General features: G+C 69.6%; 16 protein-coding genes. 6 read left to right on the top strand and 10 right to left on the bottom strand.

Features of this window, described 5'->3' with window-relative positions:
• Position 1 precedes the first annotated feature (1 nt).
• The 4 genes from ED92_RS40665 to ED92_RS40650 all read right to left on the bottom strand — a co-directional run bounded on the left by ED92_RS40665 (position 2) and on the right by ED92_RS40650 (position 6,527).
• Positions 2 to 2,281 (bottom strand): glycoside hydrolase family 95-like protein, encoded by a 2,280-nt coding sequence (locus ED92_RS40665; protein WP_037348196.1) that lies wholly within the window; start codon positions 2,279 to 2,281, stop codon positions 2 to 4.
• Between the two features lie 127 nt (positions 2,282 to 2,408).
• Positions 2,409 to 3,227, bottom strand: a complete 819-nt coding sequence (locus tag ED92_RS40660) for a tyrosine-type recombinase/integrase (RefSeq protein WP_037348194.1) — start codon at positions 3,225 to 3,227, stop codon at positions 2,409 to 2,411.
• An 82-nt stretch (positions 3,228 to 3,309) separates the two neighbouring features.
• Complete coding sequence (locus ED92_RS40655) at positions 3,310 to 3,981, bottom strand: tyrosine-protein phosphatase (RefSeq protein WP_037348192.1); 672 nt, start codon at positions 3,979 to 3,981, stop codon at positions 3,310 to 3,312.
• On the bottom strand, positions 3,978 to 6,527 hold the full coding sequence (locus ED92_RS40650) for a PEP/pyruvate-binding domain-containing protein (protein WP_037348191.1): 2,550 nt from the start codon (positions 6,525 to 6,527) through the stop codon (positions 3,978 to 3,980). Before ED92_RS40650 ends, ED92_RS40655 begins: the two co-directional genes overlap by 4 nt.
• Positions 6,528 to 6,601: 74 nt before the next feature.
• On the opposite strand from ED92_RS40650, the gene ED92_RS40645 reads away from it, so the two are divergent.
• From ED92_RS40645 to ED92_RS40635, 3 genes are all read left to right on the top strand, one after another.
• A complete protein-coding gene (locus tag ED92_RS40645) occupies positions 6,602 to 6,991 on the top strand; it encodes a MerR family transcriptional regulator (protein WP_037348190.1) in 390 nt (129 codons plus the stop codon).
• A 35-nt stretch (positions 6,992 to 7,026) separates the two neighbouring features.
• Entirely contained in the window at positions 7,027 to 7,767 is a 741-nt protein-coding gene (locus tag ED92_RS40640) for a metal-dependent transcriptional regulator (RefSeq protein ID WP_052121332.1), read from the top strand.
• Between the two features lie 130 nt (positions 7,768 to 7,897).
• A complete protein-coding gene (locus ED92_RS40635; RefSeq protein ID WP_052121330.1) occupies positions 7,898 to 8,629 on the top strand; it encodes a FadR/GntR family transcriptional regulator in 732 nt (243 codons plus the stop codon).
• A gap of 9 nt (positions 8,630 to 8,638) precedes the next feature.
• Here ED92_RS40635 and asnB read toward each other — a convergent pair whose 3' ends face one another.
• Genes asnB through ED92_RS40610 form a run of 5 tightly spaced genes read right to left on the bottom strand, consistent with a single transcriptional unit; the run spans position 8,639 to position 13,280 of the window.
• On the bottom strand, positions 8,639 to 10,480 hold the full coding sequence (gene asnB / locus ED92_RS40630; RefSeq protein WP_037348188.1) for an asparagine synthase (glutamine-hydrolyzing): 1,842 nt from the start codon (positions 10,478 to 10,480) through the stop codon (positions 8,639 to 8,641).
• A gap of 23 nt (positions 10,481 to 10,503) precedes the next feature.
• Positions 10,504 to 11,115 (bottom strand): DSBA oxidoreductase, encoded by a 612-nt coding sequence (locus ED92_RS40625; RefSeq protein WP_037348186.1) that lies wholly within the window; start codon positions 11,113 to 11,115, stop codon positions 10,504 to 10,506.
• Between the two features lie 24 nt (positions 11,116 to 11,139).
• Entirely contained in the window at positions 11,140 to 11,718 is a 579-nt protein-coding gene (locus tag ED92_RS40620) for a cupin domain-containing protein (protein ID WP_125736210.1), read from the bottom strand.
• The gene (gene epsC / locus ED92_RS40615; RefSeq protein WP_052121326.1) at positions 11,675 to 12,253 is read right to left on the bottom strand and encodes a serine O-acetyltransferase EpsC; all 579 of its coding nucleotides are present in this window, start codon (positions 12,251 to 12,253) and stop codon (positions 11,675 to 11,677) included. The genes ED92_RS40620 and epsC overlap by 44 nt, the downstream gene beginning before the upstream one ends.
• A 1-nt stretch (position 12,254) precedes the next feature.
• Complete coding sequence (locus tag ED92_RS40610; RefSeq protein WP_052121323.1) at positions 12,255 to 13,280, bottom strand: pyridoxal-phosphate dependent enzyme; 1,026 nt, start codon at positions 13,278 to 13,280, stop codon at positions 12,255 to 12,257.
• 330 nt (positions 13,281 to 13,610) lie between these two features.
• On the opposite strand from ED92_RS40610, the gene ED92_RS40605 reads away from it, so the two are divergent.
• From ED92_RS40605 to ED92_RS40595, 3 genes are read left to right on the top strand one after another with little or no spacing between them, the layout of a single operon-like run.
• A complete protein-coding gene (locus tag ED92_RS40605; RefSeq protein WP_037348183.1) occupies positions 13,611 to 15,011 on the top strand; it encodes an amidase in 1,401 nt (466 codons plus the stop codon).
• Complete coding sequence (locus ED92_RS40600) at positions 15,008 to 15,214, top strand: hypothetical protein (RefSeq protein ID WP_037348181.1); 207 nt, start codon at positions 15,008 to 15,010, stop codon at positions 15,212 to 15,214. The genes ED92_RS40605 and ED92_RS40600 overlap by 4 nt, the downstream gene beginning before the upstream one ends.
• Positions 15,211 to 16,875 (top strand): MFS transporter, encoded by a 1,665-nt coding sequence (locus ED92_RS40595; RefSeq protein WP_063777656.1) that lies wholly within the window; start codon positions 15,211 to 15,213, stop codon positions 16,873 to 16,875. The genes ED92_RS40600 and ED92_RS40595 overlap by 4 nt, the downstream gene beginning before the upstream one ends.
• Before the next feature lie 8 nt (positions 16,876 to 16,883).
• On the opposite strand, the gene ED92_RS40590 is transcribed toward ED92_RS40595, so the two are convergent.
• Positions 16,884 to 17,879 carry an iron-siderophore ABC transporter substrate-binding protein gene (locus tag ED92_RS40590; protein WP_037348180.1) on the bottom strand — a complete coding sequence of 332 codons (996 nt, stop codon included), beginning with the start codon at positions 17,877 to 17,879 and terminating at the stop codon, positions 16,884 to 16,886.
• Positions 17,880 to 18,079 lie beyond the last annotated feature (200 nt).

Here is an 18,079-nt window from a genome sequence, read left to right as displayed (position 1 = left end):
CTCAGATCCCCCAAGCCGGAGTTCCACGGTCGCCGGGCACGTCCCGCGCCTCCAGTTCCGGATGTGTGCCGCGCCGCGAGACGACGGCCGTCCCGCCACGGCGGAGCGGAATCGAGATCGTGCCGAGATCCGTTCGACGCCAAGGAAGCCGCCTTCCGCGCGCGTCGCGGACCTCGATGTCTCCGGGGATCCCGTGCCGCAGGACGAGCGGCTCCCCCGCCTCGCTGTGGACGCGGACCCATTCGGTCGCGCCGTTCCGCCGCGACGCGTCCACGAGGAACGCCCCCTCCGCGCGCAGGCTTTCGAAGGACGCGTCCGGCCACGTCGACGAGACCGACGGGAAGATCTTGAGCACGCCGTGATCACCCTGCAGAAGCATGTCCACAACGGACTGTGCGGCAGTGATGGGGCTCTCGATCGCGAGGTTCGCCCCTTCGCGGTACATCGTGTTCGGCGTCAGCTGGGTGTTCGCGACGACGGTTCCGTCGAGGAAGATCTTCAGATAGCGCAAGGCCTCCTCGGGCTCGTCCATCACGGAACTCATCGACGACGCCGCCGCGAAGCTGTAACCGTGCCATTTGTCCTGCGCGCTCGACCAATGCGCGAAGGTCCGGCGCATGATGTCCCGGTCGCCGGGACGGTCCCAGAGTTTCTCGCGCAGCGGATAGAGCCAGAGCAGATGCGAGAAGTGCCGATGTGATTCGGCCAGCGGGACGCCGTCGCCGATCAGCACGCCTTGAGCGGGATCCTGGTGGTACGGAACCAGTTTCTCGCCGATCTCCCGCCACGCCGGCACCCGGGGATCGTCGATCCGCAACTTGGCCGCCGATTCGACGAGCGTGCGCGCGGCCCAGCGGATCAACGACAGGTCGTAGGTGCAGTCGGCCGCGTCGGCGTACTCGGGCGACCTCGTCATCGGCAGGTGCAGGGCCCCGTCCGGGCCCGTCGCGAGGAAATGCCGGTAGTAGTTGAGCGCCTTGGCGAGCGTCGGATACAGGACGTCGCGCAGGACCCGGTGGTCCATGCTGTGCCGGTACGCGAGCCAGACGTTGTGCAGGCCCCAGATCAGGTTTCCGGTCTGGTCGTTCTTGGTGGCGGGCCCGGGGATCCCGACCGCGCGGGTGCCGCCGGGCCGCAGCCGCCAGTCGCCCGGATGCGAAAGCGCGTACGTTTCGCCGTCCCGGTAGGCGGGAGGCACCGAGAGTTCGAGGTTGGCGTGGTCACGGCGGAAGGTCGCGGTGACGGCGTCGAGTTCGGGATGGTTGCTGCTGTTGACGATCGGATACGTGACCTGGACGTTCAGGTTCCACCACACCGCCGTCCAGCTGTTGCCGACCTCCGGGAACCACGGCCCCCATTCTGCGACCACCGGACCGTTCGCGCGGGTGGCGCACGCGGTCTTGTACAGCTGGATCCAGTAGAACCGCTGGATCCGTTTGTCCGGAATGGACACGAAACTGCGCCGGTAGAAGGCGTTCCACCAGCGCCGGTGCCCGGCGACCAGCAGATCCGGGTCCGCCGCCGACGCCCGATCGACCCTCGTGATCGCTTCCGCGGTGTGCGTCGGCTCGGGGAACCCGTACGCGACCGTCGCCGCCAGGAGCCGTCGCGTGCCGATGGTCCGCTCACGCCATGCCGTCGTGTACCCGCCGCCCGCGTGCAGCGGCTGCTCGCAGTACCGGACGGCGCCCGCGCCGCCGAGCTTCGGATCGGGATTGGCCGTGTACTCGGGCGGTTTGCGGATCGTCCGGGTGGTGGCCGACGTGAGCGGCGTGAACCCCCAGTCCGCCGCCGCCTCCCCGGTGAGCGAGACGAGGAGGAGGTCCTGGTCGTTGTGGACCAGCGCGGAGAAGCGCACGGAGCCGCGGGTGGTGGTGATCGTGCCGCCGAGTTCGGCGTTGTACAGGTCGAGGTGCCAGTCCACCGCCGTGATCGCGCCCTCGAAGGTGAGGGTGAGGTAGCCGATCGGGAGCCGCGAGTACCCGATGCCCGCTTCCCATTGCCCGCGCTGGTCCTGGACACGCGAATGGCCGAGCATCACCTTGAGGACGTTCGGCTGCGCTCCCGCGTAGAACTGGACGCCGAGGAAGCCGTTGGCGAGGAACGGGCCCTCTTGCCAGCCCGTCGGCATCCGCTTCCAGACCATGCGCGCGTCGTCGACGATCCGGCGGTGGACGTCTTGTCCGGCGAGCGCCGGTGGCGCACCCTGAGCCCAGAGGCCACCGAGCGCCGCCGCCCCCGCCGCGACCCTCAGCATCGATCGCCTGGACAGCTCGGCCATGGGTCGCCTCCAGATTCATACTATGTTTACCGCAGATCAAGTCCTGGCGACCGGCATGTTTCCAGAAATGAGCAGGCTTTGACCAGAGCGCTCACCCGGAAAGCGGCAGATACATCCGACCTATCGGTCAGCGAGCAAGGTAGGCACGAGTTGCCTCGGGCGAGGCGTGACCGAGCATCTCGGAGGTGGTGCCGAGGTCGGCCCCCGCGCGGAGCAGGTTGACGGCGAAGGTCTTGCGCAGCGTTCGCGCGGACAGCCCCGGCATGCCGATCAAGGTCCCGAATGTCGCCACGACGTCGTTGACCGAACCTGGAGACACTCGGCAGCCGAAAGCGTTGAGGAAATACGCAGTCGCCTCGTCGGCACCCGGCCGCTCGGCACGGACCCGAAGATAGGCGTCGAGCGGCGGCCGGAGCTCGGGTGGCAGCGGAATCGTCCGCCGTCGCCCGCCGCGCACGATGACCGAGCAGGCCGACACGTCCCGCAGATCCAGCGCGGACAGTTCGGTGACCCGAACACCGGTACGCGCCAGGAAGTGCAGGACCGCCACGTCCTTGGTCGACAAAAGATGCGCCGCCGCGGCGAGCATCTCGTCCAGTTCGCCGTCGGCCAGCGGGGACAGCGTTGCCGCCTCGAACGACCGGCGCACCTCGATCCGGTCCAGCTTTCCCCGCACTACCCCGCCCAGCGGGGTGTCGGGCCACTTCCGCCACTGCAGAGGCCGGACCTTCGACAGGTCCTCCTCGGCGGTCGCCGCATGTTCGAGATCCACCGGTCCGCGGGCCGAGGTCAGCATCTGGTGATCGCGGTGCCGGTTCGCCTGGTTCACCCGGCGTTTGTGCCGCGGGAGGTTCTTGCGCGAAGACTTGTCGTTCGCACCGTAATCGTTGCGACGGTCCTTGGCGTAGCTCAGCCGCTTCTTCTCCTGCGGACTCTTCCGTCCCATACTGTCTCCCCCCGAGGTCGGCGGAAGGACGATAACGAGACGTCCGAGCCGCCGACCACCGATTTACCGGGGCTTCCGCAGATCATCCAGCGTTGAGTAACCGCGCCTTCAACGTCCTGACCGCCGCATCGGGCACACCACGCTGCCGCGCCCAGCCGGCGAAGCCACCGAAATCGTCCTCGACGCTGTCCAGCAGAGCGTTGATCGTGCTCTCGGTGCACCGGAACAGTTCCTCCGGCAACCGGAGCGCGCGGAAGCGCTCGATCACCCGGGGAAGGCTGTACGCGCTGCGCAGGTAGTCCTGGACGATCATTTCCCGCGACGCCCCGGCGAGACCGAGCGCGAGGGCCGTGACGACCCCGGTCCGGTCCTTGCCCGACGCGCAGTGCACGACGACGGGCCGGGCCAGCAGGACCGCCAGGATCTCGATGGCGACCGGGAGATCGTCGTCGTGCCGGAGATGGTCGACGTAGATCTCCTCCAGCGCGCTCGACCGTCCGCTTTGGACGGTACGCAGCGGCACGTTGACGTAGCGGACGCCGGGCAGTTCCGCCCTGCCCTCGCTGAACGTCTCGGCGCTGGAGCGGAGGTCGAGAACGCCTTCGATACCGAACCGGTCGAGCAGGAGTTCTTTGTCCGTCCCGGTCAGGGCCTGCAAGGTGTCACTGCGGAACAGCCGTCCCCGCCGGATCGGCCCGCCGCCGGCGTCGCGGAAGTTGAACGCGCCGGTGAGCGCGGAAGCGACCGCGGTCACCGGGGCTCCTCGCCGAGGGTGATCGTCCCCGCCGAGCCGTCGACGGTGATCATCTGGCCGGTGGTGACGAGCGTGGTCGCGCCGGGAACGCCGACCACGGCCGGGATCCCGTGTTCCCTCGCCACGGTGGTGCCGTGGGAGATCATCCCGCCGGTTTCGGTCACCAGCGCGGCCGCGGTCAGGAACAGCGGGGTCCAGCCGGGGTCCGTCGTCGCGGCGACCAGGATCTCACCCGGTTCGATCCGCGCCCCGTCGGGATCGTGGATCACCCGCGCCCGGCCGGTCGCCACCCCGGCCGCCGCGGCAAGTCCGGTGAGATCACCTTCGCCCGCGACGGCTTCGACGGCAGGTGCGGTGCCGTCGGAAAGCAGGACCGACGGCACCCGCGGCCTGCGCGCCTCCCGCTCCCAGATCTCGCGCCGCCGCGCCACGGTCGCGCGGAAGTCCCTGCTGTCCAAGGCTTCGCGGACTTCGGCGAGGTCGAGGAACATCACGTCATCGGCCCGGTCCAGCCGCTCCGCCCGGACGATCTCCTCGCCGACGAGGAGCAGCTGCTTCCGAAGCGCGGCGAAACCGCGCATCAGGCAGAACTTCGGGAACTCGCGCAGCCCACGCAATCGCCTCGACCTGCGAAGCAGGAAACGCGCCAAGATCGCCCGGTGCGCCTTGGTCGCCGGAAGCCGCCGGGTGAGTTCGACGATCCGCGCCTCGGCCGCCGCGGCCGCGTGTTCGAAGCGGGTTTCCGCGTTCTGCTCCTCGCCCTCCGCACGCAGCAGATTCACCAGCATCGCGAAGACCGGCTCGGGATCGTCGGTCCAGCGGGGAACGCCGAAGTCGATTTCCGAGGTGGCACGGCAGCCGTATTCCGCCAGGAACGCGGCGACACCGTGCTGGATCACGTCCGGCAGGGTCCCCGCGAGCTGTTTCGCGGCCAGTTCGTCGGGGGCGGTGTCCAGCAGCAGCCGGAAGGCTTCGTCGTCACGCCGGATCGCCTCACCCGCGCGCCACAACGCGAGATCCATCTCGGTGGTCGGATTGTGCGGGACACCACGGAAAACGGTGGCGATCTCCGCCTCGTCCACGTAACCGCGCAGCAACTGCCCGGCCAGCTGCCCACCGGTCCCGCCCGCGGTGTTGGCGTCACGCGGGAGGTTCGCTTCGATCTGACAGACATCTCGCCGAACGGATTCCACAAAGGACAGTCGCTCCTCCGCCGTCGCCTCGGCCGGGCCCGCGAAAGCGGCGATCCGCCGTTCGGCGTCGCGGACGACCTTGGCGCGGGCCTGATCCGGCCACAGCCACGCGGGGATCATCCGTTCCCAGCGGCGGCGCCGTTTCTTCGGTGGGACGTCCTCTCCAGAACCGGGCGACACCGGAGGGAATCGCTGGTCGCGGCCGAGCTGTTCGACGAGCCTGCCCGACGGCGCCGCGAGACTGTCCACGAACGCGGCCATCTTCGGCCGCTTCGCCGGACTCCGCACGCCGTCGGTGATGTCCCAGAACAGCCACCCGTCCACATCGGTGATCTCGTCGGAAAAGCCGAGCGCGCTCATGTACACCGCCATGCCGCGCTGGCGCTCCCTGATCATGGACGCGCCCATCGGCGTGAAGGGGCGGCTGATCCCCTGATAGACGTTGACCGACCAGTACGCGCGCGGCGCCCCTTCACTCTCCGGGACCGGGAAGAGCGTGGTGATGTGCCGCGACTGGGTCAACCACAACTCGCCCTCACCGTTGAACGCCCACTCGACGTCCTGCGGTGCGCCGAAGTGCTTCTCCAGACTCCTGCCGACCGCCGCGAGTTCACCCAATCGTGACGGCGTCAGGCAGCCGTAGCCCGGCCCTTCGACGGTTTCGCCTTCGACGCTCAGCCGGTAGTGGTCCGGAGTCACCGCACCGGAAACCACCGCTTCACCCAATCCGGGCGCGGCGTCGACGACGATTTCGGACCGTTTGCCCGAAACCGGATTCGCCGTGTACAGCACGCCGGCGCATTCCGCGTCGACCAGACGCTGCACGATCACCGCGATGGCGGGGGCGCGATCGGTGTCGTGCGCCGCCCGGTACCTGGTCGCCCGGTCGGACCACAGCGAGGCCCAGCACCGGCGCACCGCCGCCAGCACCTCGCCCGCACCCTGGACGTCGAGGAAGGTGTCGTACTGCCCGGCGAAACTGGCGTCCGGCAGATCCTCGGCCGTCGACGAGGACCGCACCGCCACCGACACCGGCCCGTCCGCCGAAAGCCGTTCGTACGCCTGGACGATCCCGGTTTCGAGCCGGGCCGGGATCGGCACGGTCAGCACGTGGGCCCGCAGCCGGTCCGCCAGATCGGCCAGCGCCCGCCCGTCACCGGGCGGCACCCTGGTCAGCTCGTCGAGCAGCCGCGGCCCGTCACCACCGGCGAGCACCCGCCGGTACGCGGCGGTCGTGACGCAGAAGCCCTCCGGCACGGGGAAACCCGCCGAAGTCATTTCCGCGAGATTCGCCGCCTTGCCACCGACGAGGTCGCGCGGGCAGCCTCCCGCTTCGGCGAGCTCGAGAATCACTTTCGTTACCTCCCAGGGGGTGTTTGCTTAGCCTAAGCTTGCATCCTCAACCTGGGTTGAGTTCAAATACGTTCATGGAATCCGCATCGATCAGGGAAGTCGCCGACCGGTTCGATCTGCCCGTCTCGACCCTGCACTACTGGGAACGCCGCGGGCTGATCAAGCCGCACCGCCGGTCCGGCTGGCGCTACTACGACACCGATCAGCTCTACCGGATCGCACTGATCCGGCTGTGGCGGGACACCGGCCAGCTCAGCCTCGATGAGATCGCGACCGTGCTCGCCGGGCGCACCGCCACGCACGACTGGCGGGACACCGTCTCCGCCCGGATCGAAGCCTTGGAGTCGCAGCTCGAAAAACTCGCCACCGCGCGGACCTATCTGCGGCATCTGCTCCGCTGTCCCGAAAACACGCTGGAACGCTGTCCGGAGTTCCGGTCCACAGTGGAGCTTCCGGGCGCTTGACCTCAAGCCGGGTTGAGGGGGCAGGCTACCGGAGCATGACCGCCCGTGGCCTGATCGACACCACCGAGATGTACCTCAAAGCAGCCTACGAGCTGGAAGAGGACGGTGTCGTTCCGTTGCGCGCCAGGATCGCGGACCGGCTCGACCAGAGCGCCCCGACGGTCAGCCAGACCGTGGCCCGGCTCCAGCGTGACGGCCTCCTCCTGGTCGCCGAAGACCGGCGACTGGAGCTTTCGCCGGAGGGACGGCGGATCGCGGTGCGGGTCATGGGCAAGCACCGGCTCGCGGAAACACTTCTCTACCGGGTGATCGGCCTCGACTGGGCCCGGCTGCACGAGGAGGCCTGCCGCTGGGAGCACGTGATGTCCGACGCCGCCGCGCGCCGGATCTTCGAACTGTGCGGCGCCCCGCGCTTCAGCCCCTACGGCGCGCCGATCCCCGGGCTCGCCTTCCTCGGCCTGCCGGGGCTTTCCCCGGTGCCGGCCCCGCCGGGGATGCGCCCTGCCACGCACGCCGGGCGGCAGGAGGTCCGGCTGCACCGGATCAGCGAGCGCCTCCAGGAGGATTCCACGTTCCTCGAAACGCTTCTGACCGCGGGCCTCACCCCCGGTGCGCGAATGACGCTCGTTCCCGCCGACGGGCGGCGGTTCGAAGCACGTACGGCGACGGCGACCGTGCTCCTCGAGCGGCGCCAGGCGTCCATGATGATCGTCTGTGACGCCGCCACGGCGAATTCCGCCGTGAACACCCGCACCCGGTGCGTGGCCGGTCGCTGAGATCGCTCTTTCGCGCGCCACATATCGTTTTTCGACCGGGCGCGCCCGTCTTGTCCTGGCCAGGCAGTAAGATGTCATATGATCTGCCGATCTGATGTCCGTATCCGGGGGACGAAGGAGGGAGACCGCCATGCCACTTCGAGCGGCCAGCACAGCGAGACTCTCGTCCACTGTGGTCGAACAGTTCGAGGAACTGATCGAGACCGGCGAATGGCCGGTCGGCTCCCGCATCCCGCCGGAACAGGAGCTGGTCGAGCAGCTCGGGGTCGGGCGCAGCACGGTCCGCGAAGCCGTCCGCGCCCTTGAACACGCCGGTCTGCTGGAGCCGCGCCGTGGCGACGGAACCTACGTGCGGGCGCGGCACGGCCTGTCCGCGGCCCTGCTGCGGCGCACCCGCGCCGCGAACGTGCTCGAAGTACTGGAAGTCCGCAACAGCATAGAGCGCCAAGCCGCCAGGACGGCGGCCGAACGGCGAAGCCCCGAGGACGTCACCAGGATCACCGAGGCACTCGCCGCCCAGCACGAAGCACGCGACGCCGGTGACGAGGACGCTTTCCTCGCCGCCGACAACGAATTCCACGCCGCGATCATCGCCGCCACCCACAACGCGGTACTGATCGAGCTGTGGGAAGGCCTCAGCTACGCGCTCAGCAGCGGGGTGGCGACGGTGATGGCCGAGCTGCGCCGTGAGCACATCGACTTCCCGGATCACGACACCCTCGCCGAGGCCATCACCGACGGCGACGCCGATCGGGCCGAACGGGCCGTCGCGGTCATCATCGACGCCGCCGTCGCGGTGCTGACCAAGTCGCAGAAGAAATCCGCGCCGCGTAAAAGGAAAAGCACGCCGAAACGCCGTTGAGAGCGGTGCTCAGCCGAGGCGTACGGACGGCCGGTAGAGGTCGAACCAATGATGCAGGTCCAGTACCCGGTCGAGCCCGTGCCGCGTCTGGCCGGTCAACGTCGCCGCGTCGGCTTGGACGGCGTCGTACACCCAATCCCGGTTCACCAGCTCGAAAATCGGTGAATCGATGTCCGCCAGCACCTCCTTCGCCTGTGACTGAAGCGCGACCGCGTATCCGATGTCCTGTGTGGACGGATACGGGCTCTTGAGCCGTTCGGTGACCGAGGCAGGCAGAAGATGCTTCGTCGCCTGCCGCAACAGGCTCTTCTCCCGGCCGTCGAAGTTCTTGAACGCCCACGGGGTGTTGTAGACGTACTCGACGAGCCGGTGGTCGCAGAACGGGACCCGTACTTCGAGCCCCACCGCCATCGACATCCGGTCCTTGCGGTCGAGCAGCACCCGGACCCAGCGGGTGAGGTTCTGGTGACAGATCACGCGCATCCGCTGCTCGAAGGCGTCGTCACCGGGCACCTGCTCGACCTCCGCGACCGCCGAGGCGTATTCGTCGGCGGCGTAGGCCGGCACGTCGAGCGCCTCGCGGACGTCACGGCGGAGCAGGTTCTCCCGGTCGCTGGTGACCGCGTTGCGGAACACCAGCCACGGGAACATGTCGGTGGTACGGGACTCCTCTTCGAAGAACCAGCGGTAGCCGCCGAACACCTCGTCCGCGGCCTCGCCCGACAAGGCCACTGTGGACTGCCGCCGGATGGCCTTGAACAGCAGATAGAGCGAGAGGTCGACGTCGCCGAGCCCGGACGGCATGTCCCGCGCGGCGACGCACGCCCGGCGCACGTCGGGATCCGTGAGTTCGGCGGGGTCCAGCACCACGTTCTCGTGCACCGAGCCGACGAGATCGACGACGTCCCGGATGAACGGCGAATCCGGGGCATCCCGCATCTCGTCCGGGCGGAAGTTCTCTTCCTGCCCCGCGTAGTCGACCGAAAACGTGCGCAGCGGCTCCCCCGTCTCCGCGAGCCGCGCCGCCGCTATCCCGGTGACCGCGCTCGAATCCAGCCCACCCGAGAGCAGCACGCACCTCGGCACGTCCGAGACCAGCTGGCGGTGCACGATGTCGGTCATCAGCTCGCCGACCCTGGCGACCGTCGTGTCCTGGTCGTCGGTGTGCGGAGCGGTCCGCAGGCGCCAGTAGGTGCGCGAACGGATCCCCCTGTCGTCGACGGTGACGATCGACCCCGGCTCGACCTCGTGCATGTCCTTCCACAGCGACCAGCCGGGTTTCTTGGTGAACGCGACCAGTTCCCGCAGACCGTCCGCGTCGACGACACGTGGCGCGCGCGGGTTCGCCAGGATCGCCTTCGGCTCGGAACCGAACAGCACACCGTCGGAGGTCGCCTGGTAGTAAAGGGGTTTCACGCCCATGCGATCCCGGATCAGCACCAGTTTCGCGGTGCGGGAGTCCCAGACGGCGAAGGCGTACATACCGTTCAGCCGTTCCGCGACTCCCGCCTCCCATTCCAGATAACCGCGCAGCACCACCTCGGTGTCACTGTCGGTGTGGAACCGGTGTCCCTTGCCCCGCAGCTCCTCGCGGAGCTCGGTGTAGTTGTAGACCTCGCCGCTGTAGACCAGCGCCACCTCACCGGCCGGGGTCGCCGCCGACATCGGCTGCACACCGCCGGGCAGGTCGATCACCGCGAGCCTGCGATGCCCGAGCGCGGCGTGCCGGTCGAGCCAGGCACCCCCGGCGTCCGGACCGCGGCAGGACATCGTGGCCGTCATCGCGTCGAGGACCGGCCGCCGGTTCCGCAGGTCGTCCTCGAACGACACCCAACCGGTGATTCCGCACATTTCGCCTCCCAGTACCTGTGGTGTCAGCCGAAAACGGGTTCCGCGGTCCGCGTCCGCTTCAGCTCGAAGAAATACTCGAACCCGGTGAGCGCCCGGACGCCGTCGAAGACCCGGCCCGCCGCCTCGCCACGCGGCACCTGGGCGAGTACCGGCCCGAAGCAGGCACTGCCGTCGATGCGCACGACCGGCGTTCCGAGGTCGGGACCGACCGCGGCGATCGCCTCGTCGTGGCTCGCGCGGATCGTGGCGTCGAGTGTCGTGTCCGTTCCCGCGCCGGCCAGTTCGGACGGCAGTCCGGCCGCTTCGAGAGCGAGACCGGTGACCTCGCGGTAGTCCTCGTTCCCGCCGGGATGGATGCGCGTGCCCATCTCCGTGTACAACGGTTCGACGATCTTCTCGCCGTGGTCACGGGCGGCGGCCGCGACGACCCGCGAGAGATACCAGCCCTCACGCATCATCACTTCGTACTTTTCGGGCAGTTGATGGCCTTCGTTCAGCACGGCGAGGCTCATCAGGTGGAAACGCAGGTCGATCTCGCGCACTTCGGCGGCCTCGAGCAGCCAACGCGAGGTCTGCCACGCCCACGGGCAGATCGGGTCGAACCACAGGTCGGCGCGGACGGTGGTCTCGGTCATCGTTGTCCTCGTTTCTGGTGGCACTCAGGCGAAGGAAGCCGGCGTGTACGCGCCTTCGGTACGCGCGGCCTGGAGCACTTCCGGGTAGATGACCGATTTCGGGCGGTCCCCCGCCACGATGACGATCATCAGGCTCTCCTCCGTGCCGGGAGCGGCCTCCAGGTTCGTGAACCGGCGCTGGAGCCCGGCGGGGAGGGAGATCACGTCGAACGGGCCGAGGTCGACGTACAGATCGTCGTCGTCGTTGCAGCGGAAACGCCACGTGCCGCTCAGCGGGATGAACGTCTCGTTCGTGTCGTGGTTGTGCAGGATCGTGCCGTTCCCCGGCGTGGCCTTGATGTAGGCGAGGTTGAAGCCCTCGGCGATGTCGATCGGCGCGTTGCCCGAGCTCTTAGCGCCGATCGGGGAGATCACCTGGTCGTCCGCGGCGCCGTTCCGCTCCGGCGGGCGGAAGCCGATGACGTTGAACATCACCCGCGCGCAGCCCGCGAGCACCGTGTCCGGGGCACCGCCGTCCGTTCCGACCAGGTCGGTGAACCTGGCGACCCTGGTACGAAGGTCATTCTCGCTGAACCGGATACTGGCCATGAGGTCGTTGGACATTCCCGTCTCCGATCTTCACTGGGGTCTTCCCGTTGCCGCCGGATTCGATGGTGGTGAGCACGAGGCTGTGTGCGGGAACCACGACGCCGTCCCCGATGGTCACGGGGCCGAGCACCGTCGCCTTGGCGCCGACGACCACCCGGTCGCCGATACGCGGATGCCGGGCCTCGCCTTCGGCCCTGGCGTTGTCCCGCCAGAAGCCGATGGCGCCCAGCGTCACCTGCTGATAGAGGGTCACGTCGTCGCCGATGACGGCGGTCTCACCGATCACGACGCCGTGCCCGTGGTCGATGAAGAACCGCCTGCCGATCCGGGCCCCGGGATGGATTTCCACCCCGGTCAGGATCTTCGCCACGTTCGACAGCAGACGGGCGAGGATCCGATGGCCGCCGCGATGCAGCCGGTGCGCGATCCGGTGGCTCCAGACCGCGGGCAACGCGGGATGACAGAGCGCCTCCAGCAAGGAGGTCACCGACGGATCTTTGTCCATTGTGGTCACGAGATCTTCACGCAACCGGTTGAAGGGCCGTCGCATGTCAGCCCGCCGTCTGCTCGGCCTTGACCCAATCCTCCTCGGGGCCGGCGTCGGCGAACAGGGTCACGACGACCTCGCCGGGGCCGAACCGTTCGGCGACCTTCTTCGCGCTGAGCCACGCGGCCGCGGCGGAGGCGCCGATCGACGTACCGGTGAGCTTCCGGTACTCCACCATTCCCCGCAGCGATTCGGCGTAGGTGACGTGCAGCTGTTCCGCGCCCGGAAGCTGGGTGTCGATGAACGGCTGACGCAGTCCGTTGCCGAATCCGCCGGCACCGGCGAACCGGGGCTCGGAATGCGGAGCCCGCTCGGTGCCGTACGGCATTTCCGACGGCGTGACCCCGGCGACCACCAGATCCGGCCACCGCGTGCGCAGTGCCCGGTGGACGCCGGCCAGGGTGCCGCCGGTCCCGATCGCGCTGACCCAGGCGGCGGGCCGATGCTCCCCGAGCTGCTCCAGGATCTCTTTGCCGGTACCGAATTCGTGGGCCGCTACGTTGGCCATGTTCCGGTGCTGCACGAGCGGGGTGAGCCCGGGATCGTCGGCGGCGATCTTCTCGCACACCTTGATCATCCCGAGCAGACCACCCGCCGCGTCGGCGAGTTCGATCTCGGCACCCGTCTTCTCCATCGCGGTCAGCAGGCTCGGCGGGATGACGGACGGGATCACGAGCCGGGTCGGGATCCCCGCCAGTTCGCCGAGTCCGGCCAGCGCGCGGGCCATGTTCCCGGCCGACGCGTCGAGCAGTTTCAGCGGTTCCGGGCCGGTGTGCGCGGCGATCGCCCGGCAGACCAGCGCGAACGCGGTCCGGTCCTTCACCGAACCGAACGGATTGGCGAATTCGTACTTCGCCAGCACTTTCGCCCCGTCCGGCGGGCCGGGAACCTCGACCAGCGGGGTGTCGCCGAGCCTCCCGGCGAACTCCCGCAGCCCGGGATGCCGGTCCAGTGCGATCGCCTGATCCGGTGCCTCGGCGAGCGGTTGCTCCACGGTGAGAGCGATCTCTGGCTGAACGGTGTCGGTCATGCGAGTCCTTCCCCAGGCGCCACTAGAGCAGCGCGACGATCAGCGCGGCGTGGTGTTCGGGTGTGGATCCCCTCGGCGGATCCGGATTCTCCGGTGGCGGAAAACGCTCGTACCGGTGGTCCGCGGGGGCAGGGCCGCGCGCGGAACCGGGTTCAGGCTAGCAAGTAAACACCTGCTCTGTCGAACATCAGACGTTCAGTCATCCGCTTGCCCGATGGACAGCACGATCGGGTGGTCCGGTCCGCCCGAGTTGACCTCAACCCGGGTTGAGGGTCCAAGGTTAGGCTAACCACACCTGATGGATCGGAGGCGGACATCGGCACCACGTCCTTGCGCCCGCGCACCCTCACCGCCACGGCGGCGGCCCTGCGGGACGGCACGGTCACGAGCGTCGGCCTGACCGAGGCGGCGATGGCCGCCGCGGATCGCGGTGACGCGGTCTACGGCGCCTACCTGACCCGTCTCGACGAGACCGCCCTCGCCGCGGCGAGACGGGCGGACACGGAACTCGCGGCCGGGCTGGACCGCGGGCCGCTGCACGGGATCCCGATCGGCGTCAAGGACATCATCGCCACCGCCGAAGCGGCGACGACGGCGCAGAGTCTCGTGCACGACCGCGGCTGGCTGGCGGGGACGGACGCGACGGTCGCCGCCCGGCTCAGAGCGGCGGGAGCGGTACTGACCGGCAAGACGACCACCATGGAGTTCGCCTGCGGGATGCCGGAACAGGAGCATCCCTTCCCGATCCCCCGCAATCCCTGGCGGACCGGACGCTGGGCGGGCGGATCGAGTTCGGGCGCCGGGATCGGCGTCGCGACCGGCATGTTCCTCGCCGGGATCGGGTCGGACACCGCGGGCAGCATCCGGGTGCCCGCGGCGTTCTGCGGCGTCACCGGTCTCATGCCCGGCTACGGCCGGGTGCCGAGGACCGGCTGCGTTCCGCTGGGCTACAGCCTCGACCGGATCGGCCCGCTGGCCCGGTCCGTCCGGGACTGCGCGGCCGTGCTGGAGGTCCTCGCCGGACCGGATCCGGCCGACCCCGATTCCGCGGCCGGGCCGATGCCCCGTCCCGAATTCCGCGGCGACCTCACCGGGCTGAGAGTCGGGGTCGTCCGCGACCGCCATTTCCCTCCCGGCCGCGATCCCGCGCTGGACGGTGTCTTCGCCGAGGCGCTCGCGGTCCTCGCCGGGCTCGGCGCGCGGCTGAGCTCGATCACGCTGCCGTATCAGGCGGAACTGGTGACCGCCGTCCTGGTGACCGTGGCCAGCGAAGCGCTCGCCCACCACCGCGCGGACCTCTGCCACCGATGGCTCGACTTCGGCCGGGGTACCCGCGGGCTCCTGGCCACCGGCGCGCTGGTCACCGGCGCCGACTACGTCCAGGCCCAGCGCGTGCGACAGGTCGCGCAGCGAGCGGTCGGCGCACTGTTCACCGAGGTGGATCTCGTCGTCTGCCCGACGGCGTCCGTCGGCGCGCCCCCGTTCGCGTCACTGCTGTCCCCCGCCGGGCTACCTGAGAACGAGGAACTCTTCGGCGTGATCAACACCCCGTACTGGAACGGGCTCGCCAATCCGGTGCTGGCGCTGCCCATGGGGTTCACCGCCGACGGACTGCCGCTCTCGCTGCAGCTGGCCGGGCCGGTGCACGGCGAACCGGAACTGCTGGAGGCGGGCGACGCCTTCCAAACGGCCACCGGCTGGCATCTCATGACCCCGCCGGAGCCGTCATGAGCGAACCGGAGATCCGCGTCCTGCTCGGGGCCGCGACCCTGCCCGCCACCGAACCCGAGATCGCCGGGCTGGCCGCACGCTATTCGTGGCAGCGGGCGGCGATCGACGCGCTGTACGACGTCCCCGCGGCCCGCCACGCGCTACCCGTCCTCGGTTTCCGGACGGGCGAAGAAGACGCAGTAGGAACAGGAAAGGTTTCATGAGCACGTCCTCCCCCGCCCGCCGCCGCGACCATCTGGTGCTCGCGCTGGCCTGTCTCGGCTCGTTCGTGGTGGTGCTGGACGCCACGATCGTTTCCGTCGCCCTGCCCCGGATCCGCGCCGATCTCGGGTTCTCCGCCGCGACGCTGCCGTGGGTGGTGAACGCGTACACCCTCGCTTTCGCGGGCTGCCTGCTGCTCGGCGGCCGGTGTGCGGACGTCTTCGGACGACGCCGGATACTGCTGGCCGGGATGGGCCTGTTCGCGGGGGCGAGCCTCCTCGCCGGACTGGCCGCGGATCCGGCGCTCCTGCTGGCGGCACGGGCCGGGCAGGGGGTCGGCGGCGCGCTGCTGATGCCGGCGACGTTGTCCCTGCTGACCGACACCTTTCCGGCCGGGCCGAGGCGCGCCCGCGCGTTGAGCACGTGGAGCGCGATCGGTGCCGTCGGTGCCGCGTCCGGTCCGCTGGCGGGTGGTCTGCTGACCCAGTTCCTGGGCTGGCGCTGGGTGTTCTTCGTCAACGTGCCGCTGGGGCTGGTCGCCGTCGCCGGCACGGTGGTCCTGCTGCCCGGCCGATCCCGGTCCGGACCGGCGCACCGGCTGGACGTCGTCGGCGCGGTACTGGCGACGACCGGGCTGACCGGCGTGGTGTACGCGGTCATGGAGTCGGAAGCCGTGGGCTGGGGCTCGTCGGAGGTGATCGGCCCGCTGATCGCGGGAATCCTGCTGTGCGGGCTGTTCCTGCTGCACCAGGCACACTGGGCGGCGGCCCCGCTGGTCCCGCTCAGCCTGTTCCGGCACCGCGCGGTCCGCGGCGCGAATCTGGTGATGTTCCTGCTGGGCCTGGGTTTCTTCGGTGCGCCGGTGCTGATCTCGTTCGCTCTCCAGTACGTGCACGGCGCGGGCCCGCTCGGCGCCGGACTCGGCTTCCTGCCCGCGGGGCTGGCGATGTTCGCCGGTGCCAAGGCGGCAGGCCCGCTCACCATCCGCCTCGGCGCCCGGCGCGCGGCGGCGCTGGGGTGCGCGCTCGGGGCGGCCGGGCTCGCCGGGGTGGCCGCTTCACTCGCCACCGGCGGTTCGTCCGCGGCGATGATCGTGCTGCCGAGCGTGGTGTTCGGTTTCGGGACCGCCTCGGCGTTCACCCCGCTGACGGTGGCGGCGACCAGCGGCGTGCCCACCACCTCGGGCGGGGTGGCCGCGGCCGTGCTCAACACGGTGCGGCAGACCAGCGGCGCCATCGGGCTGGCCGTGCTGACCACGATCGCCGCCGCGGCCGCCGGCCGTTCTCCGGCGGCGCCAGGACTCGCGCACGGATACGCCGTCGCGTTCGCCGTCTCGGCGGTCTGCGTGGCGGCCGCCGCCGCGGTCGGCGTGGTCGTCCTGCCACCGCGGACCGCGGAACGGCTCGCGGCCGCCACCGGACGGGTCCGCGGACTCGACGGCGATCCCGTGCCCGGCGCGGTGGTACTGCTGGTGAATCCGGACGGCGGCCGCGTCGTCCGCACGGTCACCGACGAGACCGGCTGGTACCACGCGGCCCCGACCGCACCGGGGCCCCATCTGGTCATCTGCACCGCGCCCAGCCACCAGCCGTCCGTCGGGCGGATCATGGCCGACGACACGCCCGTGCGGCACGACGTCGTCGTCGGGCAGGCGGGGTCGTGAGCCGCGCGTCATCGTGCGGCCTCCGCGAGCCGCGGCACGATCCGCTCCGCGGTGTGGGCGAGCGCGAGGGCGGAAGGGAACGCGAGCGCCTGTGCCTCGGCCTTGTCGATCGCGAGGTAGGCACCCCGGCGCACGGCCGGGAGCCGCGTGAACAACGGTTCGGCCTCGAAGGCCCGCCTCTGCTGAACCGATTCGTAACTGATCAGCACGATGTCCGCGTCGAGCAGGTCGAGCCGCTCGGGGCCGACCGCCGCGACCCCCTTCGTCGTCGTGGACCGCAGCCGGGTGACCTTCTCCGAAAGACGCAAACCGAACTGCGCCAACGAAACCGCGAGCACGTCCTCGGGTGTGTTCTTGGTGTACACCTGTCCCCCGCTACTCACCGAACTGCAGCTGAACGTCTTCCCGGTGAGTCCGGCGGTGTCCCTGGCCGCGGCGATCTTGGCGAGCGTTCCGGTGATCAGCTGTTCGGCTCGGGACTCTTTTCCGAGCGCCCGGCCGATCCGCCGGGTGGTGTCCTGCCACGGATCGAGGTTCGGGCCGGTGACGTAGCCCAGCACGGGCGCGATCCCGGTGAGCCGCTGGTACCCGGTTTCGAGGTAGTAGTCGCCGACGGCGAGGAACAGATCCGGCCGCAGGGCGGCGAAGCGTTCCAGTGGACGGTCCGGTCCCGCGCGGATCAGCTCGGGACGGGCGGCTCCGAGCAACGGCGCGACCCACGGCTGGATCCGCTCCGGGGTCGACGTTCCCTCCTGCATGGCCACCGGGATGACGCCGAGCGCGACGGCGGCGTCGGCGTCCTGTCCGAAGCCGAGCGCGATCACCCTGGCCGGCAAGCGATCCAACGTCGTGGATCCGAGTTTTCCTTCCAGCTGCACCGAAAACCCGCCCGATGGGGCGGAGTCGTCCGTCTTTCCGGGCGCACAACCGGCGAGCGCGAAACCCGCCGTTCCCACCAGGAAGGCACGCCGGCTCGGTCGGCCGGGTAGGTCCATCTGCTGCATCTACGCACTCCACGAAGTCGGACACGGAAACGGAGGTGCTCCCGGATCACCCCGGCGCGACATCGAGGTGACGGCAGGCGCGACCTACTTAGGTAAGGCTGCCAAAACATCGGTTGTTGCGCCAGTCATACGTCTGCTGTTAGGTTGAATCCTGCCCGCAATCGGGCGTGCTTCCCTTGCGAAAGGCTCACTGTTCGAGC

The sequence above is a fragment of the Amycolatopsis sp. MJM2582 genome (assembly GCF_000754115.1).
GTDB classification, from domain to species: Bacteria; Actinomycetota; Actinomycetes; order Mycobacteriales; family Pseudonocardiaceae; genus Amycolatopsis; species Amycolatopsis japonica.
This window is presented reverse-complemented; position numbering and strand designations above follow the sequence as displayed.